Here is a 21,772-nt window from a genome sequence, read left to right as displayed (position 1 = left end):
CATAATGCCGATAACAGCGGAGGCTTGCGAAGTGCCATAAGTTAACAGCATATGTATGTCGAATCAAGTATACAGGAACAAAACTGGAAAAGACATAGAAAAGATGTCGAATAATAAGATTTTAAGAAAAAAATAAACTCCGCAGCCGGCTCGTTCAGTATGATAGAATAGTTGACAATAACAGCTGAGAATGCACATCACGGCAGATAACGATGAGGAGGGTTTACATGAAGACATTAGTAAACGGCCAGTTGATTGATCGTGAAGAAGCGGCAGTTGATATTGAGGACCGCGGATATCAATTCGGTGACGGTGTGTATGAGGTCATCAGAGTGTATAACGGCGCCTTATTCGGTCTGCGCGAGCATATTGACCGTCTTTTCAGAAGCGCCGCAGAAATCGGCATCACCCTGCCTTTCTCCGCAGAGGACATAGAATGGGATCTGCAAAAGCTCGTACAGGAAAACAAACTCATTGACGGCGGGGTCTATATACAGACGACGAGAGGGAAGGCGCCGCGGAAGCACCAGTATGACGAAGGATTGGAACCGCAGACGACGGCATATACCTTTTCAGTGAAAAAACCGGAAAATGAACAAAAAGCCGGAGCGCAGGCCATAACGGCGGAAGACAAACGCTGGCTGAGGTGTGACATTAAGAGTCTGAATTTACTGTATAATGTGATGATTAAACAAAAAGCCTATGAAGCAGGCGCTTATGAAGCGGTGCTGATAAGGGACGGAGCGGTCACGGAAGGAACCTCTTCCAATGTATACGCCGTCATAAACGGCACTGTCCGGACGCATCCTGCAAATGAGCTGATTTTAAACGGCATTACGCGGATGAAACTGTTAGAGCTGATGAAAGAAAACGGGATTGAGGTGCGGGAGAAGGCTCTTACCGAAGACGAACTCAGGGATGCGGATGAAATTTTCATCTCGTCAACGACGGCTGAATTAATCCCGATCGTAACCCTTGACGGAAAACGGGTCGGAAGCGGAGTGCCGGGACCTGTAGCCAAAACGATTCAGGAGGCTTTTCAGTCGCACATTCAGCAGGAGCTCGGCGTTCAGTCATAAGCTGAAAAAAGGCCGGAACACATCCGGCCTTTTTGCTTCAGTCAGATAAAAAGAGATTCGATATGCTGAACGAGCACACGGGAGATCTTCTCTTTTGAAAGACGCTCAGGTTCAAGCATGGCATGCAGCGCCAATCCGTCGGCGATGGCGTACATTTTCTCCGCTTCGGTTTCTTTATCAAGATTTGGTTTCAGAAGCTTATTTTCATCCAGCCAGTCAATCAGGCCGCGGATATATGCCAAGATCCCGTCCTGCTGGGGTTGAAACTCTTCTCCCTTATGTCTGGCATAAGCTGTGAAAGCGAACCATACCTCCATTTCAGCCATCGTTTCTTCATCTGTCGGGATGATTTCAAGCATCAGACGCACCGCTTTTTCTTTCGGCGGCAGATCTTTCATGGCAACTTCGTTAATTCTGGCGGCCGCTTTTTCTTTTACGAGTGTCATCGCATACCCTAAAAGCTCATCCTGGGTGGTGAAATAGTGCCTCAGCGCGCCTAAAGAAAGACCCGCTTCCTGGGCGATGTTTCTCACTGTCGCTCCTTCCATTCCCCGCTCCAAAATCGTCCGCCAAGTGGCTTCGGCTATTTGTTTTCTTCTCTTTTCATGATCGATTATTTTAGGCATGGTTCCAGTGTAACAGGAAATATTTTTTCTTGCAATTTTGTAATACAGTTGTATTAAATAAAAAGCAGTGATACAATGCATTTTAGAAAACGATAAGGGGGAACCGGATTGAACGCGATTGCTTGGTTGATTGTCATTTGTGAGGCTGCTTTTTGGGCGGCTGTCATCTTCGGATTGGCGGCGCGCTATATATTCAGGCGGCAAAAGCTCGGAATGTTTTTTTTCGCTCTCATTCCTTTATTGGATGCCGTACTGTTTCTGGCGGCCGCAGCTGATTTATACAGAGGGGCGGCGGCGACTATGGCGCATGCGGTGGCGGCCATTTATATCGGAGTGTCTGTCGCCTTCGGAAAAAGCATGATTCAATGGGCGGATGAGCGATTCCGCTATTATGTGGTCAAGGAAGGGGCAAAACCGGTCAAACGGTACGGACTGGATTATGCCAAACATTATGCAAAAGGGTGGGGAAGACATGTATTAGCATTTGTCATCGGCGGCGTTCTTTTAGCCGGAACGGTATTTCTCATTCAGGACGCTTCCCGCACCGAAGCGCTCAGCGTACTGTTAAAGGGCTGGTCTGTTGTATTGTGCATCGATTTTTTGATCATGGCGAGTTTTTTTGTGATGCCGAAAAAAAGAAGAAACAGCCGGGAGCTGTAAAAAAAGCAGCTTTTGATTAAGCTGCTTTACAGAAAGAATTATTTTACGATCAGCACGGGAATATCGGATTTCGATGACAATTTTTCACTGACACTTCCGAATAAAAGTTTTTTCAGCCTGTTCTGGTCCCGGCTCCCCATGACGATCAAATCCGCCGATATACGGTCGGCATGCTCGATAATGGCATCAGCGGGATCACCTTCTAAAATGTCGATATCCCCGTCAATCTGGCTGTCGTTCATCAGCATTCTCGCTTCCGCAACGATTTCTTCCGTACGGTCTTCATAAATCATCGGATCAGGGGAGATTCTTTCCGCCTGGAGCGGGTCAGGAACGCTTGCAATCCCGCCGCCGATATACGTTGCCCCGGCTCCCGGCCTCGGGGGATCAACAATCGTCCGGGTATCTTTTGCATTGTGGGAATGTACGACCGTTAAATCCGCGTGAAACGTTTTTGAAAGGTCTATGGCTTTTTGGAGCGCTTTTTTACTATCATCACTTCCGTCAAAAGCTGCTATCAACCGGTCCGCGTGAAACATCGGCCTCATCCTTTCAGTAAAAAAGGTTTGTTTTACAATACCCGAATGGCAGAAATGTAAAACCTGCATTGACAAAAAAAGGATTTGTTTATATGATGAAGGAACAATATAGGGAAAAAGGAGGTATGGATCATGTCAAAACTAATGCTTGTCAACTCATCTTCAGTTGAATACCGGCGTGACTCCCATACGGCTTCCGTTTTCTGAACATTTGCTTAAAAACGGGGCAGTCGCGCATAAACGGCGGGTCTGTACCTTATTTATAATAATAAGAGGCATGGAGCTGAGGCTTCATGTCTTTTTTTATACAAAAAAATGAAAGAAAGACAGGTGTGATGCATGTGGCGGTATTAGCGAAAACAATGAAAAACAATCCGGAAAAGCTTGAGGGCGGCTGATTGATGAAAGGGGATGACGGTATTTGTTTACTGTATTAAAAAAGCTCGCGTGGTTTTTTAAAGCCTATTGGCTGCGCTATACGACAGCGATTGTTCTGTTATTGATTGTGAATGTCATTGAAATGTTTCCGCCTAAACTTCTCGGTAACGCGATAGACGATATGAAGGCGGGCGTGTTTACAAAAAGCGGGATGCTGTTTTACATATGTGTTTTTCTCGCATTAACGGCAGCCGTCTATTTACTGTCTTATTTTTGGATGTATCAGCTTTTCGGCGGGGCGAATGTCATGGAGAAGATTCTCCGTTCAAAGCTGATGGGAAGGCTTCTTCAAATGTCACCGCAGTTTTACGAGAAATACAGAACGGGCGATTTAATGGCGCGGGGGACAAATGACTTGCAGGCCGTCAGTATGACGACGGGCTTCGGGGTCTTAACGCTCGTTGATTCGACGATGTATATGCTGACAATATTTTTGACAATGGGGCTTCTCATCAGCTGGAAGCTGACATTTGCCGCGATTATTCCGCTGCCGATAATGGCGGCTGCGGTCAGCCTGTACGGAAAAAAGATCCATGAGCGGTTTACGGAAGCGCAGGATGCTTTCGGATCATTAAATGACAAGGTGCTGGAGTCGGTATCCGGCGTCCGGGTCATCCGGGCTTTCGTGCAGGAAAAAAATGATGTCAGCCGGTTCGGTGATATGACGGCGGATGTATATGAGAAAAATATGAAGGTGGCGTTTATCGATTCACTTTTTGAACCGACTGTGAAACTTCTCGTCGGCCTCAGCTATCTCATCGGTCTCGGCTACGGCGCTTATCTCGTTTTTCAAAACCGGCTGACGCTGGGAGAGCTGGTATCGTTTAACGTGTATCTCGGAATGATGATCTGGCCGATGTTTGCGATCGGAGAATTAATCAATATCATGCAGCGCGGAAATGCCTCCTTGGATCGTGTCAATGAGACGCTTTCCTATGAGCCTGACGTGACGGCACCAAAGCACCCCGCCGGCATCAAGGAGCCCGGGCGTCTTGTTTTTGAACAAGTGACTTTCACGTATCCGAGCGGAGCGGGCCCGGCGGTGTCCGATGTATCTTTTTCCGTTGAAAAAGGGCAGACGCTCGGCATCGTTGGGAAGACGGGAAGCGGAAAGACGACGATTATTAAGCAGCTGTTGCGTGAATATCCGCCCGGTGCGGGAGCAATCACGTTTACAGGCGTTCCGATTCAAGAGATTCCGCTCGAGGAGCTCCGCGGGTGGATCGGCTATGTGCCGCAGGATCATATTTTATTTTCAAAGACTGTAAAAGAGAATCTGCTTTACGGCCGGCAGGATGCAAACGAAGAGGAAATCGGCAGCGCGCTGAAAGATGCGCATTTTGAAAACGATATCGGTATGCTTTCCGACGGGCTTGAGACGCTTGTCGGCGAGAAGGGCGTAGCGCTCTCGGGCGGACAAAAGCAGCGCATCTCAATTGCGAGAGCGCTTTTGACCGATCCGGACATTCTCATATTAGATGATTCGCTTTCTGCCGTAGACGCGAAAACGGAAGCCGCCATCATTGACAGCATCCGTAAAAAACGGCGGCATAAAACAACGATTATCACCACCCATCGGCTCTCGGCAGTTGAACACGCAGATCTCATTCTCGTCATGGATGAAGGCCGGGTGTCTGAAAGAGGCACGCACCGGGAGCTATTGGCGCAGAACGGCTGGTATTGTAAACAATATGAGAGGCAGCAGCTGTCCTCTCTTGAAGAAGGGGGGACGGGCGCATGAAGACCGGGAGAAGATTATGGAATTACGCGCTTCAATATAAGAAGCTGCTGATATGGGCGGTCGTCCTGCTCATTATTGCGGTCGGCACTGAGCTGACCGGCCCGTTTATCGGAAAAAAAATGATTGACGACCACATTCTCGGCATTGAAAAAACATGGGTTAAAGCCTCTGCGGACGATCCGGGCGCCGTCAGGTTCCGGGGGCATGATTATGTCAGGGAGGACCGGCTCAAACCGGGGGCGGACAAAACCGGAGAGGCGCACATTTATCAAGTCGGTGCGGGCTACTATTTTGTTGACCGTCCCGTCAGTTTTGACGGAAACCGTTCAGTGTCTGACGGCCGGCTGACGATATCAAACGGTAAAGAAAGCAGGTCATATCCCGCCATTACGTTATCAAGACAGGAGATTTTTCAATTTTACCGTCCGGAAATAAAAGGATTGCTGACGCTGACCGCCATTTACGCGGGACTGCTCATGTTTTCCGTATGTTTTCATTACGGCCAGCATTATCTGCTGCAGATGGGAGCGAACCGGATCATACAGCGCATGAGGCAGGATGTATTTTCACACATTCAGAAAATGCCGATCCGCTACTTTGATAATCTGCCTGCCGGAAAAGTCGTGGCCCGCATTACGAATGACACAGAAGCGGTCAGGGATTTATATGTAACGGTGCTGTCGACATTTATCACAAGCGGCGTTTATATGCTCGGCATTTTTACGGCGCTGTTTATGCTTGACGTCAGGCTGGCCGCCGTTTGCCTGCTGATTATTCCGATTTTAATGATCTGGTCGGTTGTCTACCGCAAATACGCATCCGTCTTCAACCAAAAAATCCGTTCCATTAACAGTGACATCAATGCGAAAATGAACGAGTCCATTCAAGGGATGCCGATTATTCAGGCGTTCCGCCGAGAGAAGGAAACGATGAAGGAATTTGAAGAATTGAATGAAGCTCATTTCCGCTACAAAAACAAAATGCTGTCCTTAAATTCCCTCATGTCCCACAGTCTTGTCAATGTGTTGCGCAATCTGGCGTTTGTCGGGCTGATCTGGTATTTCGGAGGCGCGAGTCTGAGTGCGGCCGGAATTGTTTCAATCGGTGTTTTATACGCGTTTGTTGATTATTTAAACCGTTTGTTCCAGCCGGTTACGGGGATTGTCAACCAATTTTCAAAGCTTGAATTGGCCCGTGTCTCTGCCGCCAGGGTATTCGAGCTTTTACAGGAGGAGGAAACGGAAGAAGAAGGCGCTCCCGCAGACAGAAAGGCGAAAGGAACTGTGGAATTCCGCGATGTTTCTTTTGGATATCGAAAGGGAGAAGAGGTGCTGAAACACATCAGCTTTACAGCTGAAAAAGGGGAGACGGTCGCCCTCGTCGGCCATACGGGGTCCGGCAAAAGCTCCATCCTGAATCTTCTGTTCCGTTTTTATGATGCCCAAAAAGGGGATATTCTGCTGGATGGTCAGAGCATCTACGGCATGTCGAGGCAGGAGCTGAGGTCGCATATGGGCATTGTGCTGCAAGACCCGTATCTTTTCTCGGGCACGATCGGCTCCAATGTGACGCTCGATGATCAGCGTATTTCTCTGGAGCAGGCGGAAGAAGCGCTTCGCCAGGTCGGTGCGGCAAGCCTTCTGCAATCTTTGCCGAAGGGCATCAGAGAGCCCGTCACCGAAAAAGGCGGCACACTGTCCTCAGGCCAGCGTCAGCTGATTTCTTTTGCAAGAGCGCTTGTGTTCGATCCGGCCATTTTAATTTTGGATGAGGCGACGGCGCACATTGACACCGAAACAGAAGCAGTCATTCAAAAAGCGCTGCAAGTGGTTCATGAAGGGCGCACGACATTTATTATCGCCCATCGGCTTTCCACGATCAGACACGCAGACCAGATTCTCGTGCTGGAAAAGGGTCGTATTATTGAAAAGGGAAGCCATGACGAATTAATGGCGCAAAAGGGGCAGTACCGCCAAATGTATGAATTGCAGAAAGGAACGGCGAAGTCCGCGGTGTAATCGGTAAGGGTGAATCTAAAGATTCGCCCTTTTTTTCATTCAGTAAGCCAGTCCCACCCGTTTTCTGACAAACTGAGGGCTGATCAGCTCCCGGTACAGAAAATGCGCCGTGTCTCCGACGGTGATTTCAGAGCCGTCTTCAGGAAGGCGATCCTGTTCGAACCGGTAAACTCCGGCAGCATCTCCGTCAGGAAGGTAGGTGGGACAGATGATCGTCCAGTCAAGATCCTCTGCCAGCAGCATCTCGTATACGCGGGCGTGTTCCTTTGCGGCTCTTGTTGATTTTCGTTTTGATTCTGCCGATTCAAACCGGTATTGATCAGGCATAAGCCGTGATTGAAGGATACCCGCGGTGCCGATCGTAATCAGACGCTGAACACGATGCCGTTTCATACCGTCTATTATATGGGTCATAGCGGCTGAAAGGGTATCGTCACCGTCCGTGCCGAGACAGCTCACGACTGTGTCCGCTTTGGAAATCAATCGGCTTACATCTTCCCGCCGCCTCGCATTCCCTGTTATGATTTGTCTTTCAGGAATGGGAAGGACTGTTCCGGCTGATCTGACAAGAGCGAATATCTCCATGTGTCCATGTTTCTGCGCTTCTTTTATAAAAGCCTGTCCGACTCTTCCCGTTGCTCCGAGTAAAGCGATGTTCATGTAAAAAACCTCCTCGCCGCTCATTATATCATTCAAAGCAGCGGGGAAAAGAATACCTGTGAATAAACGGGAAATGGTGGGCAACATATTCATTGACCAAAGAGACACTTACGAACTGAATCAGCTCCCAATTGACTAAGGCAATGAATGACATGTTTTCCCTCCTTTTTTCCTAGGGTATGTGGAATAGGAAAAAAGGGTGACGGCATAAAAAGAAGACGCGGTATCCCGCGCCTTCTGTAAGCCATTTATTGAGTTATTGTACGCCTTGGCCGCCCATGTGCTGCTGTGCGAAAGATACTAAACGTTTCGTGATTTCTCCTCCGACAGAACCGTTTGCGCGAGAAGTTGTTTCTCCGCCAAGGTTTACGCCGAACTCAGAAGCAATTTCGTATTTCATTTGGTCGATTGCTTGAGCAGCGCCGGGTACTACTAGGTTGTTTGAAGAGTTGTTGTTTGCCATTTGTATGATCTCCTTTAAAAATTAGTATGGTTGGGTTTGCTGGAATTGCACCAGCCGATGGTTTTCGGAATGAAAACCATTGCCAGCTCGGCTTCACCCAATGCTTGTTTGCCGCTTTGTACTACGTATTATGGTAAAGCAAACGGCATCTCATTCGGAAAACGGTGTGGTAAATAGCGGAAGGAAAAAAGAAAAGCCCAGCCTGGTGCGGCTGAGCTTTTAGCTTTCAGTCATATATGTGATAAAGCATTAATTCATGCAGCTCTTTTACGAGAGCCGGCTCTTCTTTTCCCGGATGTGTGTGTCCCCATTCAATGTCTCCGGACTTATGGTAAATTCCTTCGTAATGCGTACCCTGCCAGTAAAATGAAATCCGCCATCCGGGCAGTTTCTCTTTTTTGAATAACGGTTTCCAGCTGAAGTGCGAAATCATGACGTTCACGCTCCTTATGGGAAATGTTGATCTTGTTCATTGTAGCTCATCGTTCATTGCCTGTCCCGGGTAAACCTAAAAAAAGACAGCCTCACCGCCAAAGTTTTTCCGGGGCGGTGATGGACCGTTCTGATAAATACGACGCGTATTCAAAATTTCTCCGTTTTGTCAGGTAATCGACCGATCTCAGCTTCGGATGGGAAAAAATGCTGCGCCCGGGGCGGGAATTGGCTTCAAACATCCAAACTTTCCCTGAATGATCAACGCCGAGGTCAAAACCGATTTCGCCGATAAAACCTTCAATGTGCTCATTTAACACGCGGCTGACCGCCAAGGCGGCTTTTGAAAGTTTCCGCATCATGCCGACTCTCTCGCGCGGATCGCCGTATAATTCAGCTAACGTCATGACTTCTCCGCCGGTTGCCAGATGCGTTGTGATGCTGTTTTCACCGGAAATTTTTGCCGCAATGGCCGTCACTGTCCATTTCCCCTCGGCGTTTTTATTCGTGTGCACCCTGAAATCGACGGGGCGCCCATCCAGTCGGATCAGGTCAATGCCTTGCTGAATTAAAAATGCGGACGGGTCATTGTTTTCTTTAAATGATGTCATGAAGGATGCCGCATCTGAATACTCTGCCGTCACCACCGTTTTTTCCTCATTCGTGTGTTTGACAGATAAGCCGGCATCTGTTTTTTCCACCTTGTAAATCCCCGTTCCGAGTGCGCCGTCTGCAGGTTTGATATAGACGGTGCCAAATGTGCTGCATAACGTCTCTAACGCTTCCGCATTCGGGTGCAGGACAGATTTTGGCAGAAGTGAAGCGGTGAGACTGTTTTTTTCCAGAAGCTTATGAATGTCCCATTTATTAAAGAATTGCGGATTAAACCACGGAATCTGATAGTCATTCATCAGCCTCTGTTTTGTCTGCTGTAAAAGCGGAACTTCTTCCGTTTTTCGGCTCGGAAGCCTGTCATATACGACATTCGGAAGCGGGACGGCCGTCCGTTTCCAGCTGTTTTCTTTATAAATCAGCGCTTGGACGGTGCCTTCTTCCCAGTTGATCTGATGGGCCCCGAAAACGAAACAATATCCGTTCGCCTGTTCATGAAGAGAGAGCATCTTGGAAAAGAAGGCTGTACGGTCTCTTAACGGGCGGGACGGCGATGATGTGAACCCGGCTGTGAAAACGCCGATCAGCGGTCCGATGTGCACCGTCTGGCCGTGTATGAGAAAGTCAGCCCGGCTTTTATGCGGTATCAACAGCTCCTCAAACAAATCTTCAGAAAGGAGCACGCTTTTTTCAAGTGATTGAGAAAAGGCTACACGGCATTTGACAACCTTGGTCCCGAAGGCAGCGGATAAAAGCCCTTCCCGTTTCATGGAGGAGGGGAGAAACAGCGTATTTTTGCTTTTTTTATCGATGCCGACAATCATCCCTTTATGATTCACGCGGTAATACTCCTTTCCGGCTTTCCTGTGACTGAAGCTCGCGGAAGCGTCTCAGCGGACCCGTATACAAATCCTCTTTCGCCTCCGGAGCCACGCTTAAAATAGCTTTCCGTCCCGGCTTTGAATTGACATCCAAAAGCCAGATGCGTCCGTCTTTGGCATAACAAATATCGAGCCCCAGCTCAAACAGCGGCCCGAACCGTTCGTCAAGGAAATAAGGGACGGATTGGGTGATCGAAAAGACATCATCCAATAAAACGGCCTGCTGCTTTCTCGGAATTTCCTCAAACCATGTGTCAAACTTAATCGGTTCGGATCCTCCGGGCAAATGAGATAAAAGACCGTTCTGATAACCCCTTCTGACCGCTTTTCCGACCGTTTCCCAAACGCCTGACTCCGTTTTACGCATGAAAATGCGGATGTCGCATGGATGCCGCTCTTTATCCTGGATATTTAAGTAGGATTGAAGCAAATAGCGGTGCTGCAACACTTTTTTGCACCAAGACTTAAAAGACACGTGATTGGAAAATGATTTTGTTTGTTTGTTTTTTCCGATATAGTAAGTGGCCGTAATTGCTTTTTTGCCTGTTTCAAGCAGGATGATGCCTCTGCCTCCCGCGCCGAAAGCGGGCTTAAGTATGCATGCTTTTTCCTTGGCTAAGTATGATTGCACCTGTTCATAGCGGCTGACTTCGGCCGTTTCAGGAATATAGGGACTGATCAGATGATGCTTTTGGAGCGCATCCGTGACCGTCCATTTATCAGGAAGCCCCCGGCCGATAAATTCCGTTTTCCGATATTTTTTCAGCCATTCGACGATCGGCTTGGCTTTTTGCGCTTCAGCGGATTTTCCGTAAAAACAGCGGTCGTAAATATATTCGGGAATATCGATTTCCGTTTCGTTCCACTTTCCGCTTTGCGGGTGATAGACGAGCGCTTTCACGCGCAAAGAATCCGGAAATATATCAAACGGTGTAAAGCGGGCTAAGCGCACATTATATTGAGGCGCTCTTTCAGCCAATTCCCCGGCGTAATCTTCTTCGTGCCGGCGGGATACAGACATAAAACCGAGTGTTGTCATATTATTACTCCCCCTTTATTCAAAAAGCCGCTGATGGAACGGCGCTTCCATCCAATAAATATGCTAAGCGCATCATAAAAGATGATCTACTGTAAAGAGTACGAAACAGCATCTTGCCTTATTCCTCACAAACAACAATTCAGGTTCTTCATTTGCCCGCATTCACGCCAGCCTCTATAATACGAATAGATATATCATCAAGAAAAAAGAACATAAGATGGAGGCAGAAGAGAAGGAATGGGCATAGCAGGAACGTTTCTATTTATGATTGTGATCGGAGCCGCGATCGGCGCGGTGACGAATCATTTTGCCATTCAGATGTTATTTCGTCCGTACCGGCCGTATTACCTGTTCGGAAAACGGGTTCCGTTTACACCGGGGCTGATCCCGAAAAGGCGGGATGAATTGGCAAAACAAATGGGGCTCATGGTGACGAACCACCTTTTAACCCCGGAAGGAATAAAAAAGCGGCTTTTATCAGATACCGTTAAAAACCAGGCGCTTCTTTTCGCCGAACAATTCACGCAAAAAATGGCCGCTTCCGAGATGACGGTGCACGAAGCTTTGGCCGCCGCGGGCATCCGGAATCCGCAGGAAAAGACGGATGCCTGGATTGACCGTTTTACCGATGAAAAGCTTTCGGAACTGTACCGGAAATATGAGCACCGCGCCATAAAAGACTGGCTTCCTGATGAGCTTCAGGAAAAGCTGGATGAAAAAGTCCCGCTGGCCGCAGATTATATTCTGAAGCGGAGCATTGATTATTTTGAGAGCGAAGAAGGGAAAGAAAGGCTCGGAAATATGATTGACGACTTTTTGAATTCCCGGGGGATGCTCGGCAGCATGGTGCAGATGTTCCTCGGCAATTCAAGCTTGGCAGACCGTGTGCTGCCTGAGCTGTTAAAGTTTTTGCGCAATGAGGAAACGAAAAAGCTTCTGGCTGATCTGCTTTCTCAAGAATGGGGCAAGCTCAAATCTTATACACTTTATGAGGCCGATGAAAAGTGGAATGCGAAAGATCTGCTGTTCAGCATGAAAAAGCGGGCTTTGGCCGCACTTCAAACTGCGCCCTTTTTTGAATGCCGGCTCGGTGACATCATTTCCCGTTATGAAGGGGAGATTACGGGGACGTACGCGCCGAAGCTGCTTGATGCGGCACTCGGCAGTATTGCCGCTCATTTGGAGGATGTGCTGAAACGGCTGCGTCTTGAGGAAGTGGTCAAAGAGCAGGTTGATCAGTTTCCCGTTGAACGGCTGGAGGAAATGGTGCTGTCGATTTCCAAGAGAGAATTTAAGATGATAACGTATTTAGGCGGTCTGCTCGGCGGGATAATCGGAGCAATTCAGGCTTTGTTTGTCATTCTTTTCTAAGGAAAACATACGCCGATGATGAAAGTCGCTCCGCAGTCTGTTATAGTGGAGTGGTATGTCCGAAAGGAAGAAAGGAGCGGTTACTATGGCAGTTCATTTTTATGATGCAGCATATGATCTTGAAAAAGCTTTGCGAAACAGTGATGAATACAGCCGTCTGAGAGGGCTTTATGATCAAGTAAACGCAGATGAATCCGCAAAACGCATGTTTGATAACTTCCGCAATGTACAGCTGCAGCTGCAGCAGAAACAGATGTCAGGTGAAGAAATCACTCAGGAAGAGGTAGAGCAGGCACAAAAAACGGTTGCTCTCGTACAGCAGCATGAATTGATTTCTCAGCTGATGGAAGCGGAACAGCGCATGAGCATGCTGATCGGCGAGTTAAACAAAATCATTATGAAACCTCTTGAAGAGCTTTACGGCAGCCCGGAATAAGCTCCACACCCCTCCATCTATGAAATGGAGGGGTTTTTTTATTCAACAGAAAAATCAAGCGAACCTTTTACCGTTCCGTTAATGATGACAGACAGAGTGTGAATTCCCCGATAATGCTTGCGGGTGGTTAAATCTTTAAGGGAATGATGTTTGCTGAAGGCTTTTACGTCTCCGTTATCCATGGCGGACTCCGACATCTTAAACACCTTGCGGCTGCGGTGCCCCCTTTTCTTTACAAAATCAATCGCGTATTCAACCCTGACTTTTTGCCGGGCGGATGAGCGGATCTGAAAAGAAAAATGTATGCTTGTTCCGATGGCGGCCGTTTCCGAATTCAATGTAAAACGTTCCAATGAAATCCGGGAGGCGTCTTCAAACCCGAAAACCGCAAGCGCCTGTTTGTCTCCTCTTTTTAACAGTGTCCTGCAGGCGTGCTTCAAAATCCAGTCCGTGTGCGGACAGCTTCCGAACCGCTCGGCTGCGATCTGTGCCAGAAGATCCGGATGTGTTTTGGAGATGTCATTCAGGTTATTCGCCACGCTTTTTCTGACATATAGCGAGTCATCCTGCATCAAGCGGTCCAGAACAGGGAGAATCGGGGAAGGATCGTCAAGAAGAGCCGGAATGGAGATTCCCCAAGGCAGGCGCGGTCTTGAGCCCTCGCTGGCAAGCCTTCTGACATGTTCGTCCGGATGCTCCGTCCAGGAAAGGAACTCTTTGAACATCCGCTCCCGGTCAAGCCTGATATACGGGCGGACCGCAAATTCGGAAGTGGAAAAACGAGTGAAATACTGAAGCGCCTTCATTGATTCGTCCCAGTGATCCGTTCCGTACTGTTGGACATAATCGGGAAAAATAATCCCGGCGAGCCCTGAGAAGCGGGGAGCTGTCTCATATAAGACGTCAAGCGCCCGTATGTAATCCTTCGGCAGTGTTTCATATAAAGAGTCTGTGATCCGGCGCATCCGCTGTTTTAACGTCAGTCCGGGCCAATCTTCCTGAAACATCAGCGCCCGGCACTTATCCCGCTCAAAAGCCGGATACGCCGATTTGATTCTGTTCAGAAGTGCTTCTGCAAATTCTTCGTTATAAATATCTTTTAATAGAGACATGACAGTCACCGCTTTTTTTCTTTTATTATATGAGAATGTATGTTCCCTTTCAACTTTATCATACATTCAGCACAGATATTTCCTCTGATTTTTTTAGTTAAAAAAACCCTTGTTTTTTAACAATATAATTGAGATAATAACTCTGAAAGCGCCTACACTTACAGATGATCTAAGGATACGGTCGCCTATACTGCCTGGTATGTTAAGGGGTAGCAACAGAGAGTAAGTGAAACGAGCGCATCAACGGTCAAATAAGGGGTTCCTGATATATTTCGTAAATAGAAATACACATTGGGGAGAAGGCAGCAAATCGATCGTATCCCAACAAAACGACAGTTCAAAGTCTGCTTGAGGCAGGCTTTTTTGCTGCGGAGAAAAGGTTGTTCTAAACAAAGAGACAGGGTCATATCCTAATGACAAGTACAGTCATCAAGGAGGGGGACTTCTCTGTGTCAAAACAAATGCTGGCGTTAAATATAGACGGAGCGCTTCTTCGCTCCAACGGCAAACTTCATCAGACGACAAAGGATGCCATCGAATACGTCAAGAAAAAAGGAATTTACGTCACACTGGTCACAAACCGCCATTTTCGCTCCGCTCAAAAAGTGGCGAAAATATTAAAGCTGAATGCGAAATTGATTACCCACAGCGGCGCATACATTTCTGAAAAAATAGATGAGCCGTTTTTTGAAAAGAAAATATCAGAAGATCACACGTTTAATATTGTTCAGGTGCTGGAAAGCTATCCATGCAATATCCGGCTTCTTCACGAAAAATATTCGATCGGAAACAAGAAGAAAGTGAACTCCAATCTGGTCGGGAAAACGATGATTCATCCGTCTGACCCGATTTTTTATCCGGTGCAGTTTGTCGAATCATTAAGTGACCTGCTCCTTGATGAGCCGGTTTCAGCGCCCGTCATTGAAGTGCATGCCGAAGATGGCCTGCAGGCTGATATAACGGATACGATAATGAAAGCATTCCCGGCCGTCGATGTGATCCGCGTCAACGGAGAAAAACTGAACATCGTGCCTAAAGGGGTTTCAAAAGAAAGCGGACTTTCGATGGTCGCCGCTGATCTCGGGCTTTCAATGGAAGAGGTTGTGGCTATCGGCCATCAGGAAGATGATCTGCCGATGATCGAGCTGGCCGGTCTCGGCGTCGCGATGGGGAATGCCTCAAATGAATTAAAAAGAAAAGCGGACTGGGTGACAAGGTCAAATGATGAACAGGGAGTCGCCTATATGATTAAGGAATATTTCCGCATGCAGCACCGCAAAGGCTTTCTCGATAAGTTCCATATGAAACGGCCGTAATCAAGAGCCGCAGACGCGAACCGCCGGTCTGCGGCTTTTTCGCGGATTGATTTTAGCCTGTTCTTTCTGTACACTAAAGAAAGTTTTGAATCTGAAAAATAAGGTGATCACATTGCAAATAAAAATAGACGGCATCACGGATGACAGGCTGCATCGTCCGCTGCAAAACATCGCGAATTTGTTTTTTGAAGAGTGTGTTCTTGCGTACGGCGAAACGGAGGAACCCTCTGATCTCGTTATCTCACTTGCCATTTCTCAAGATGCAGACAGCGTGTCGGTATCCGGAGAAATCAAAGGAACCGGCGAAAAGGAACATCATACGAAACCGCTTCTTGCCGGATGGAGCGAAAAAGAAGTATTTAAACAGGTGAAAAACACGCTGTCGTACGTCTACTTAAATCTTCTTCAATCGCATACGGGCATGACACAAAAATGGGGCATCTTAACCGGCATCAGGCCTACTAAACTTCTTCATAAAAAGCTGCAGAGCGGCCTTACAAAAGAAGAGGCGCACGCCGATCTGAAAAAAGATTATCTGATCCATGATGAAAAAATCAATCTGATGCAGGAGATCGTCGACCGCCAGCTCGCTGCGGTTCCCGATCTGTACCGCGTCAAAGATGAAGTCAGCATATATATCGGCATCCCGTTCTGCCCGACGAAATGCGCCTACTGTACGTTTCCGGCTTATGCCATTCAAGGACAGGCGGGAAGAGTCGGCTCCTTTTTATGGGGGCTTCACTATGAAATGCAGAAAATCGGAGAATGGCTGAAGCGGCATGATATCAAAGTGACGACCATTTATTTCGGCGGCGGCACGCCGACAAGCATTACCGCTGAAGAAATGGATCTTTTATATGAAGAAATGGTCCGCTCTTTCCCGGATGTCGCGAATATCAGGGAGATTACCGTTGAAGCGGGCCGTCCCGACACGATTACGGAGGAAAAGCTGGCCGTTTTAAATAAGTATAAGATTGACAGAATCAGCATCAACCCGCAATCTTATGAAAACGAAACGCTTAAGGCCATCGGCAGACACCATACAGTTGAAGAAACCATCGAAAAATATCATCTTTCCCGCAAACACGGCATGAATAACATCAACATGGACCTGATCATCGGCCTGCCGGGAGAAGGGACGGCTGAGTTCAGGCACAGTCTTGAGGAAACGGAAAAGCTGATGCCTGAATCTTTGACCGTTCATACGCTTTCTTTTAAACGGGCGTCAGAAATGACGAGAAACAAGCATAAGTATAAAGTTGCCGACAGACAGGAAGTGTCCCGCATGATGGATGACGCCGTCCGCTGGACAAAAGAGCACGGCTATACGCCATACTACTTGTACCGGCAGAAAAACATTCTCGGAAACCTTGAAAATGTCGGCTACTCCTTCCCTGGTCAGGAAAGCATCTACAACATTATGATTATGGAAGAAGTGCAGACGATTATCGGTATCGGCTGCGGCGCGGCAAGCAAATTCATTCATCCGGAAACCGGAAAAATCACGCACTTCGCCAATCCGAAAGATCCGAAATCATATAATGACCGATTCGAGCATTATACAGAAGAGAAAATCAAATACTTAGATGAGATGTTCGTCAAATCTGCATTATAATATCAAAAACGGCACGGAATCAGCGTGCCGTTTTTTTATGTTTAACCATCTGCAAAAACGGGAAAAGACCATCAGACTGTTATTCGTAAGAGGTGCATAATATGTATGATGTCATAGGAGCGGGAATCGGGCCGTTTAATTTAGGGCTTGCCGCATTGTTAGAGGATATACCCGGAACAGACGCTCTTTTTTTCGATAAAAAGAAAGAATTTGCGTGGCATCCCGGTCTATTAATTAAAGGGACGGATTTACAGGTGGCGTTTCTGGCGGACCTGGTCACGCTCGCCGATCCGAAAAGCCGCTACACGTTTTTAAACTTTCTCCATGAACATGACCGGCTGTACCGGTTTTATACGTTTAATGAATTTGATATTCCGAGACGGGAATTTAACGACTATTTGAGCTGGGCGGCTTCAGAAATCAAATCATGCCGTTTCGGCTCAGAGGTAATCGGTGTGAAAAATGCCGGCGACCATTATGACGTCAGCGTCAAGAACATTGAGGACGGAAGCATCAGTGTCTATCAAACGAAGCATTTCGTCATGGGGACGGGGTCTGAGCCGCTTATTCCCGCAGAGATTGCTGACGAAGCGCGTCAGGACACGATGGTCAGCACGGAATATTTGTTTCGGAAAGACGAGCTCGCCGGCGCCGAATCAATTACAGTGGTCGGCTCCGGACAGAGCGCCGCGGAGATCTTTTCTGACTTATTGCACGATGAACAATACCGCCGCAGCCGGCTGCAATGGGTGACACGCTCCGCCGGATTTCGAGAATTGGAAACCGCCAAGCTCGGGCAGGAAATGTTTACACCTGATTATGTGGAATATTTTAACCGCCTGCCTTTTAAAGAACGGCTGAACACACTCCCTGAGCTGGACGGACTGCGCCACGGCATTGATTCTGACACACTTGCCGCCATTTACGATGCCCTGTATCACAGATCGATCAGCGGAGGTTCGCCTGACGTGTATATTCAGCCGATGGCGGAGCTTGAAAAAATTGAAAAGCAAAACGGGCGCTGCGTACTGAGCTTTCATCAATGGCAGATGGATGAAACCTTTACGGCCGATTCAGAAAAAGTGATATTGGCGACCGGTTTTAAACCTCATATTCCGGAATGGTTTACGGCAATTGCCCCTGATATCGAATGGGAGGATGAGAAACGGTTTAAAGTGACGGCAGATTCCCGTCTTGTCTTTAAGGACGACAGGCGGCATCATTTTTTCACATTAACGAATCTTGATCATGCTCACGGAACGGGCGCTACGAATTTGAAGCTGTCTGTTTACAGAAATCAAAAAATCATTAATACCATTCTGGGAAAAGAGCATTTCTCCATTAATAAAAAAACGGCTTTTCAGCAATTTCTTCCCGCTCAAAAAAACTGACCTCTTATGAAGAGGTCAGTTTTTTTTTATGATTTCTGCGGCTTCTTTTCAGGCGTCTTCCATTTGAATACGCTGTTCAGCAGGAGATATATCCGCTTCGATTCTTTCGTGAGCAAAGGGCCGAAGATGGCCAGTATCAAAACATATAAGGCGGCGAAAGGTTTAAGTGAAGCGGACAGGCCGCCGGCGATGCCGAGATTTGCGACGATAATGGAGAATTCGCCGCGGGACACAATGGTCAGCCCGATATTGGACGATGCTTTATGAGAAAGCCCCGCCCGGCGCCCGGCGATCATGCCGGCGATAAAGTTTCCGGCAATCGTCAGCAGAACGGCGCCGAGGGCGAGCCATACCGCATCTCCGAGTGAAAACGGATCAATGCTGAGGCCGAAGCTGAAGAAAAACATGGCCCCGAAAAAGTCACGGAACGGCACGACAAGATGCTCAATCCTGTCAGAATGGGCCGTCTCCGAAAACACGAGCCCGAGCAAGAGCGCGCCGATCGCTTCAGCGACATGAATCGTTTCGGAAAAGCCGGCAATGAAAAAGAGCGCGGCGAAAATGACGATGACAAATACCTCGTTTGAACGGATATCAAGCAGCTTGTTCAGCAGAGGCGGCAATTTCCGGGCGGCAATGAAAAACAGCAGCATATAGCCGAAAGCGATCACGATTGACATCAGCGCGCCCCCGACAGATGTCGCGTCTCCCAGAACAAGCCCGGAGACGACGGACAAGTAAACCGCCAGAAAGATATCCTCAAACATAATGATGCCGAGAATCAGCTCCGTTTCCGGATTGGCCGTGCGCTTTAAGTCGACAAGCACCTTTGCGACAATGGCGCTTGATGATATCGTGATGACGCCCGCCAATACAAGCACTTCCAAAAAGGAAAAGCCCGTAATAAAGCCGTAGATCAGCCCTAAACTGAAATTAATCAGAATATAAATCGTTCCGCCGGCGGCGATTGAACGTCCGGATTTGACTAATTTTCCGACCGAGAATTCAAGCCCGAGGTAAAAGAGGAGGAACAGGACGCCCATCCGTCCGAAAAATTCAATCACTTCCCGGCTTTCGATAAACGTCAGGTCAATGATGCCCGCTTGGGGCGCGTGCGGCCCGACGAGCATTCCTAAAATGATCAGGAAGGGGATGATCGAGAATTTAATTTTATTGGCGATGACACTCGCAATGGCCACAAGAACTAATGCCGTACCGACTTCAAATACGAGATGGTCCATAAACAGATCACACTCCGTCTCTGGAGAGGAAGTCTTGGATCAGTTTTTTCAGATGCTTTCTTTCACCTGAGAGGACGAGTGTATCGTTTGTTTCAAGGAGCGAATCAGCGCCCGGGTTTAAAAACTTTTTCTGGTCATGCTTAATGATGGCGATAACCGTCACGTCATAGTTTTGGCGCACATCCAGTTCGCCGAGCGTACGCCCTGCCGCTTTTGCCCCTTTTTCAACTTTAAACCATTCGATAATCAGATCGCTGAACGCCATTTCAATCGATTCAAGCGCCTGCGGTTTGTACACCATCCCGCCGATAATCGCGGCAATCTGTCTTGCTTCCGCATCATCAAGTGAAATGCTTGCCAGAAGCTCATCAGGATCGCGGTCATCGAATCTGTAAATTTCCCGCCTGCCGTCATCATGAATGATGATCGTCATTTTTTCATGATTTCTCGTTTCGATTTCGAATTTTTTCCCGATGCCAGGCAGATCGTTTTCTTTAATATTCATAAAAAATCCCTCCGGAATATACTGTTTTTACACCGTAAATACAGATTGGCAATGAGAAATGGTCTGATGCCGGAGGTAATTTGACTGGTATTGTATCGGAATGGCGCATGTCCTTTCCATTGTGGAATCAATGAATTGATCAAGAGGTTTGACAGATAACAGGGAGATCATCCGGGATAACGCACCGTATTCTTTTGACAGGCCTTGCGGAGCGGTTTTGGTTTGAACCGGCGTCTTTGCCGATTCCGTTTCCTGCGGATAAACCGAAATTTGTACATGGCTGTCTGTTTCTGTCACCAATTGGGAAGGAAGAGCGACATCCGAAGGGGGGAACAGCACCATAAAAAAGCTCAGTAACAAGCTGAGTATCACATATTTCATTATCGGTGTTTTTCCCCCCTTTTGTTTTGTATATCAATTTCACTATATAAAAATGTATGTTCAGTTTCAAATGATATGCATTTTTCGGTATCTGTTGACCTTGAAAAATAAAGGAGTTTCGCTTCGGGGAAAGGAATATATCATTTGAACAAAATATGTAAGCGGATTCAAGGGGGATGTAAACATGCAGTATATTCGTTATGAAGAAAAGGGAAAGATCGCAGAGATTGTGCTGAACCGGCCTGACAGTTACAACGCGCTGAATGAACAAATGCTCCGGGAATTGGAAAATGCATGCGTGATGGCAGCCGACAGTGAGGCGCTTATCGTCCTTTTACGGGGGGAAGGCCGGGGATTTTCCGCGGGCGGTGATATTCAGATGATGACGTCGGATCATGATTCAGGAGAATATGAACGGCTCATGAAAATGATCGAATCCATTACGCTGACCCTCTATGATATGAAAAAAATTGTGATTGCCGCCATCCACGGAGCCGCGGCGGGGCTCGGGCTGAGTTTCGCGCTGTGCGCCGATGTGGTGCTCGCCGAAGAAAACGCCCGCCTCGCGATGAATTTCATCGGCATCGGATTGGTTCCCGACGGAGGAGGCCATTATTTATTAATGAGACGCGTCGGTGAGGTCGAAGCGAAAAAACTGATTTGGAGCGGTGAAAAATTGCCGGCTGAAAAAGCGGTGCGGCTCAAGCTGGCCGACGGGCTGTTCAGCGGCGGTCCTGCGGAGGGGGCACAACCGTATATCGACCGATTGCTGCATGCGCCGCTGTCAGCGATGATTGAAACGAAGGCTATTTATCAGAGCCTCCATATCAGCCGGTTAAAAGACGTTTTGTCTCTTGAACGAAAGGCCCAGGAAAATATGAGAAAAACGGATGATCATAAAGAGGGCATCCGCGCCTTTTTAGAAAAACGGACGCCGCAATTTAACCGGTAAAATACAGAAGCCGGAAAGCTTCTGTTATCTGTGGAATAAAATCAGCTTTCCGGCTTCATTTACCAAGCGATGAGTACTGTTCTCAAGCTTTTTTTCCTTTAATAAAGCCTCTCCGGCGGCCTTCGCCTCCGCCTCATTATCCGCTTCGATCCGTTCATTCAGCAGCGTTTCTCCCGACGCATGGAATGCGGTCAATACATATTGTCCCATCATGTCACCCCCTTTATAGAATGATATTCTGATAAAGAATTTAAAATCCTCCAT

General features: G+C 47.7%; 23 protein-coding genes. 10 read left to right on the top strand and 13 right to left on the bottom strand.

Features of this window, described 5'->3' with window-relative positions:
• Positions 1–227: 227 nt before the first annotated feature.
• Complete coding sequence (dat, locus tag HWY38_RS11910) at positions 228–1,079, top strand: D-amino-acid transaminase (RefSeq protein ID WP_088462349.1); 852 nt, start codon at positions 228–230, stop codon at positions 1,077–1,079.
• A 41-nt stretch (positions 1,080–1,120) separates the two neighbouring features.
• Here dat and HWY38_RS11905 read toward each other — a convergent pair whose 3' ends face one another.
• Complete coding sequence (locus tag HWY38_RS11905; RefSeq protein ID WP_224181905.1) at positions 1,121–1,705, bottom strand: TetR/AcrR family transcriptional regulator; 585 nt, start codon at positions 1,703–1,705, stop codon at positions 1,121–1,123.
• Positions 1,706–1,813: 108 nt separating this feature from the next.
• On the opposite strand from HWY38_RS11905, the gene HWY38_RS11900 reads away from it, so the two are divergent.
• Positions 1,814–2,365, top strand: a complete 552-nt coding sequence (locus HWY38_RS11900) for a hypothetical protein (RefSeq protein WP_014417310.1) — start codon at positions 1,814–1,816, stop codon at positions 2,363–2,365.
• Between the two features lie 38 nt (positions 2,366–2,403).
• Here the strand turns inward: HWY38_RS11900 and HWY38_RS11895 are convergent, their stop codons facing one another.
• On the bottom strand, positions 2,404–2,904 hold the full coding sequence (locus tag HWY38_RS11895; protein ID WP_007409250.1) for a universal stress protein: 501 nt from the start codon (positions 2,902–2,904) through the stop codon (positions 2,404–2,406).
• Between the two features lie 421 nt (positions 2,905–3,325).
• On the opposite strand from HWY38_RS11895, the gene HWY38_RS11890 reads away from it, so the two are divergent.
• Both HWY38_RS11890 and HWY38_RS11885 read left to right on the top strand, forming a co-directional pair.
• Positions 3,326–5,083 (top strand): ABC transporter ATP-binding protein, encoded by a 1,758-nt coding sequence (locus HWY38_RS11890; RefSeq protein ID WP_224181904.1) that lies wholly within the window; start codon positions 3,326–3,328, stop codon positions 5,081–5,083.
• Positions 5,080–7,101: an ABC transporter ATP-binding protein gene (locus HWY38_RS11885; protein ID WP_224181903.1), complete on the top strand. Its 2,022-nt coding sequence runs from the start codon at positions 5,080–5,082 to the stop codon at positions 7,099–7,101. The genes HWY38_RS11890 and HWY38_RS11885 overlap by 4 nt, the downstream gene beginning before the upstream one ends.
• 39 nt (positions 7,102–7,140) lie before the next feature.
• Here the strand turns inward: HWY38_RS11885 and HWY38_RS11880 are convergent, their stop codons facing one another.
• The 6 genes from HWY38_RS11880 to HWY38_RS11855 form a co-directional block, all read right to left on the bottom strand.
• Positions 7,141–7,761, bottom strand: a complete 621-nt coding sequence (locus HWY38_RS11880; protein ID WP_224181902.1) for an NAD(P)-dependent oxidoreductase — start codon at positions 7,759–7,761, stop codon at positions 7,141–7,143.
• Between the two features lie 28 nt (positions 7,762–7,789).
• On the bottom strand, positions 7,790–7,915 hold the full coding sequence (locus HWY38_RS11875) for a hypothetical protein (protein ID WP_224181901.1): 126 nt from the start codon (positions 7,913–7,915) through the stop codon (positions 7,790–7,792).
• A 102-nt stretch (positions 7,916–8,017) separates the two neighbouring features.
• Positions 8,018–8,224, bottom strand: coding sequence for an alpha/beta-type small acid-soluble spore protein (locus tag HWY38_RS11870; protein ID WP_045207058.1), 207 nt, complete (start codon positions 8,222–8,224; stop codon positions 8,018–8,020).
• A 226-nt stretch (positions 8,225–8,450) separates the two neighbouring features.
• Positions 8,451–8,666, bottom strand: coding sequence for a YheE family protein (locus HWY38_RS11865; RefSeq protein ID WP_012117190.1), 216 nt, complete (start codon positions 8,664–8,666; stop codon positions 8,451–8,453).
• 82 nt (positions 8,667–8,748) lie between these two features.
• Positions 8,749–10,107, bottom strand: a complete 1,359-nt coding sequence (locus HWY38_RS11860; protein ID WP_224181900.1) for a YheC/YheD family protein — start codon at positions 10,105–10,107, stop codon at positions 8,749–8,751.
• Positions 10,097–11,188 carry a YheC/YheD family protein gene (locus tag HWY38_RS11855; RefSeq protein WP_224181899.1) on the bottom strand — a complete coding sequence of 364 codons (1,092 nt, stop codon included), beginning with the start codon at positions 11,186–11,188 and terminating at the stop codon, positions 10,097–10,099. Before HWY38_RS11855 ends, HWY38_RS11860 begins: the two co-directional genes overlap by 11 nt.
• A 237-nt stretch (positions 11,189–11,425) precedes the next feature.
• Here HWY38_RS11855 and HWY38_RS11850 point away from each other — a divergent pair, with 237 nt between their 5' ends.
• Both HWY38_RS11850 and HWY38_RS11845 read left to right on the top strand, forming a co-directional pair.
• The gene (locus HWY38_RS11850; RefSeq protein WP_224181898.1) at positions 11,426–12,559 is read left to right on the top strand and encodes a DUF445 domain-containing protein; all 1,134 of its coding nucleotides are present in this window, start codon (positions 11,426–11,428) and stop codon (positions 12,557–12,559) included.
• Positions 12,560–12,644: 85 nt separating this feature from the next.
• The gene (locus tag HWY38_RS11845; protein ID WP_014720937.1) at positions 12,645–12,995 is read left to right on the top strand and encodes a YlbF family regulator; all 351 of its coding nucleotides are present in this window, start codon (positions 12,645–12,647) and stop codon (positions 12,993–12,995) included.
• A gap of 38 nt (positions 12,996–13,033) precedes the next feature.
• Here the strand turns inward: HWY38_RS11845 and HWY38_RS11840 are convergent, their stop codons facing one another.
• Positions 13,034–14,173 (bottom strand): DNA alkylation repair protein, encoded by a 1,140-nt coding sequence (locus tag HWY38_RS11840; protein WP_224181897.1) that lies wholly within the window; start codon positions 14,171–14,173, stop codon positions 13,034–13,036.
• Between the two features lie 383 nt (positions 14,174–14,556).
• Here HWY38_RS11840 and HWY38_RS11835 point away from each other — a divergent pair, with 383 nt between their 5' ends.
• The 3 genes from HWY38_RS11835 to HWY38_RS11825 all read left to right on the top strand — a co-directional run bounded on the left by HWY38_RS11835 (position 14,557) and on the right by HWY38_RS11825 (position 18,429).
• Positions 14,557–15,423: a Cof-type HAD-IIB family hydrolase gene (locus HWY38_RS11835; RefSeq protein ID WP_007409237.1), complete on the top strand. Its 867-nt coding sequence runs from the start codon at positions 14,557–14,559 to the stop codon at positions 15,421–15,423.
• A 112-nt stretch (positions 15,424–15,535) separates the two neighbouring features.
• Complete coding sequence (locus HWY38_RS11830; RefSeq protein WP_007409236.1) at positions 15,536–17,038, top strand: coproporphyrinogen III oxidase; 1,503 nt, start codon at positions 15,536–15,538, stop codon at positions 17,036–17,038.
• Positions 17,039–17,139: 101 nt separating this feature from the next.
• Positions 17,140–18,429 (top strand): lysine N(6)-hydroxylase/L-ornithine N(5)-oxygenase family protein, encoded by a 1,290-nt coding sequence (locus tag HWY38_RS11825; RefSeq protein ID WP_038457471.1) that lies wholly within the window; start codon positions 17,140–17,142, stop codon positions 18,427–18,429.
• Positions 18,430–18,455: 26 nt separating this feature from the next.
• Here HWY38_RS11825 and HWY38_RS11820 read toward each other — a convergent pair whose 3' ends face one another.
• Genes HWY38_RS11820 through HWY38_RS11810 form a run of 3 tightly spaced genes read right to left on the bottom strand, consistent with a single transcriptional unit; the run spans position 18,456 to position 20,556 of the window.
• Positions 18,456–19,670, bottom strand: coding sequence for a cation:proton antiporter (locus tag HWY38_RS11820; RefSeq protein ID WP_003155266.1), 1,215 nt, complete (start codon positions 19,668–19,670; stop codon positions 18,456–18,458).
• A 7-nt stretch (positions 19,671–19,677) separates the two neighbouring features.
• Complete coding sequence (locus HWY38_RS11815) at positions 19,678–20,175, bottom strand: cation:proton antiporter regulatory subunit (RefSeq protein ID WP_032874321.1); 498 nt, start codon at positions 20,173–20,175, stop codon at positions 19,678–19,680.
• A gap of 27 nt (positions 20,176–20,202) precedes the next feature.
• Positions 20,203–20,556: a hypothetical protein gene (locus HWY38_RS11810; RefSeq protein ID WP_224181896.1), complete on the bottom strand. Its 354-nt coding sequence runs from the start codon at positions 20,554–20,556 to the stop codon at positions 20,203–20,205.
• Positions 20,557–20,740: 184 nt separating this feature from the next.
• Here HWY38_RS11810 and HWY38_RS11805 point away from each other — a divergent pair, with 184 nt between their 5' ends.
• Positions 20,741–21,508, top strand: coding sequence for an enoyl-CoA hydratase (locus HWY38_RS11805; RefSeq protein WP_038457476.1), 768 nt, complete (start codon positions 20,741–20,743; stop codon positions 21,506–21,508).
• A gap of 24 nt (positions 21,509–21,532) precedes the next feature.
• Here the strand turns inward: HWY38_RS11805 and HWY38_RS11800 are convergent, their stop codons facing one another.
• Positions 21,533–21,718 carry a YhzD family protein gene (locus tag HWY38_RS11800; protein ID WP_015239502.1) on the bottom strand — a complete coding sequence of 62 codons (186 nt, stop codon included), beginning with the start codon at positions 21,716–21,718 and terminating at the stop codon, positions 21,533–21,535.
• Positions 21,719–21,772: the final 54 nt, after the last annotated feature.

This window comes from Bacillus sp. KS1 (assembly GCF_020075515.1).
In the GTDB taxonomy this organism is placed as follows: Bacteria; Bacillota; Bacilli; order Bacillales; family Bacillaceae; genus Bacillus; species Bacillus velezensis.
Note: the sequence above shows the minus strand (reverse complement) of the source record. Positions and strands in the feature narration are given on the sequence as shown.

Coding starts and splice junctions, on each gene's coding strand:
- dat (WP_088462349.1), top strand. CDS start 228: ATGAAGACATTAGTAAACGGCCAGTTGATTGATCGTGAAGAAGCGGCA.
- HWY38_RS11850 (WP_224181898.1), top strand. CDS start 11,426: ATGGGCATAGCAGGAACGTTTCTATTTATGATTGTGATCGGAGCCGCG.
- HWY38_RS11875 (WP_224181901.1), bottom strand. CDS start 7,915: ATGTCATTCATTGCCTTAGTCAATTGGGAGCTGATTCAGTTCGTAAGT.
- HWY38_RS11880 (WP_224181902.1), bottom strand. CDS start 7,761: ATGAACATCGCTTTACTCGGAGCAACGGGAAGAGTCGGACAGGCTTTT.
- HWY38_RS11810 (WP_224181896.1), bottom strand. CDS start 20,556: ATGAAATATGTGATACTCAGCTTGTTACTGAGCTTTTTTATGGTGCTG.
- HWY38_RS11885 (WP_224181903.1), top strand. CDS start 5,080: ATGAAGACCGGGAGAAGATTATGGAATTACGCGCTTCAATATAAGAAG.
- HWY38_RS11800 (WP_015239502.1), bottom strand. CDS start 21,718: ATGGGACAATATGTATTGACCGCATTCCATGCGTCGGGAGAAACGCTG.
- HWY38_RS11825 (WP_038457471.1), top strand. CDS start 17,140: ATGTATGATGTCATAGGAGCGGGAATCGGGCCGTTTAATTTAGGGCTT.
- HWY38_RS11870 (WP_045207058.1), bottom strand. CDS start 8,224: ATGGCAAACAACAACTCTTCAAACAACCTAGTAGTACCCGGCGCTGCT.
- HWY38_RS11815 (WP_032874321.1), bottom strand. CDS start 20,175: ATGAATATTAAAGAAAACGATCTGCCTGGCATCGGGAAAAAATTCGAA.
- HWY38_RS11805 (WP_038457476.1), top strand. CDS start 20,741: ATGCAGTATATTCGTTATGAAGAAAAGGGAAAGATCGCAGAGATTGTG.
- HWY38_RS11905 (WP_224181905.1), bottom strand. CDS start 1,705: ATGCCTAAAATAATCGATCATGAAAAGAGAAGAAAACAAATAGCCGAA.
- HWY38_RS11845 (WP_014720937.1), top strand. CDS start 12,645: ATGGCAGTTCATTTTTATGATGCAGCATATGATCTTGAAAAAGCTTTG.
- HWY38_RS11855 (WP_224181899.1), bottom strand. CDS start 11,188: ATGACAACACTCGGTTTTATGTCTGTATCCCGCCGGCACGAAGAAGAT.
- HWY38_RS11895 (WP_007409250.1), bottom strand. CDS start 2,904: ATGTTTCACGCGGACCGGTTGATAGCAGCTTTTGACGGAAGTGATGAT.
- HWY38_RS11820 (WP_003155266.1), bottom strand. CDS start 19,670: ATGGACCATCTCGTATTTGAAGTCGGTACGGCATTAGTTCTTGTGGCC.
- HWY38_RS11840 (WP_224181897.1), bottom strand. CDS start 14,173: ATGTATGATAAAGTTGAAAGGGAACATACATTCTCATATAATAAAAGA.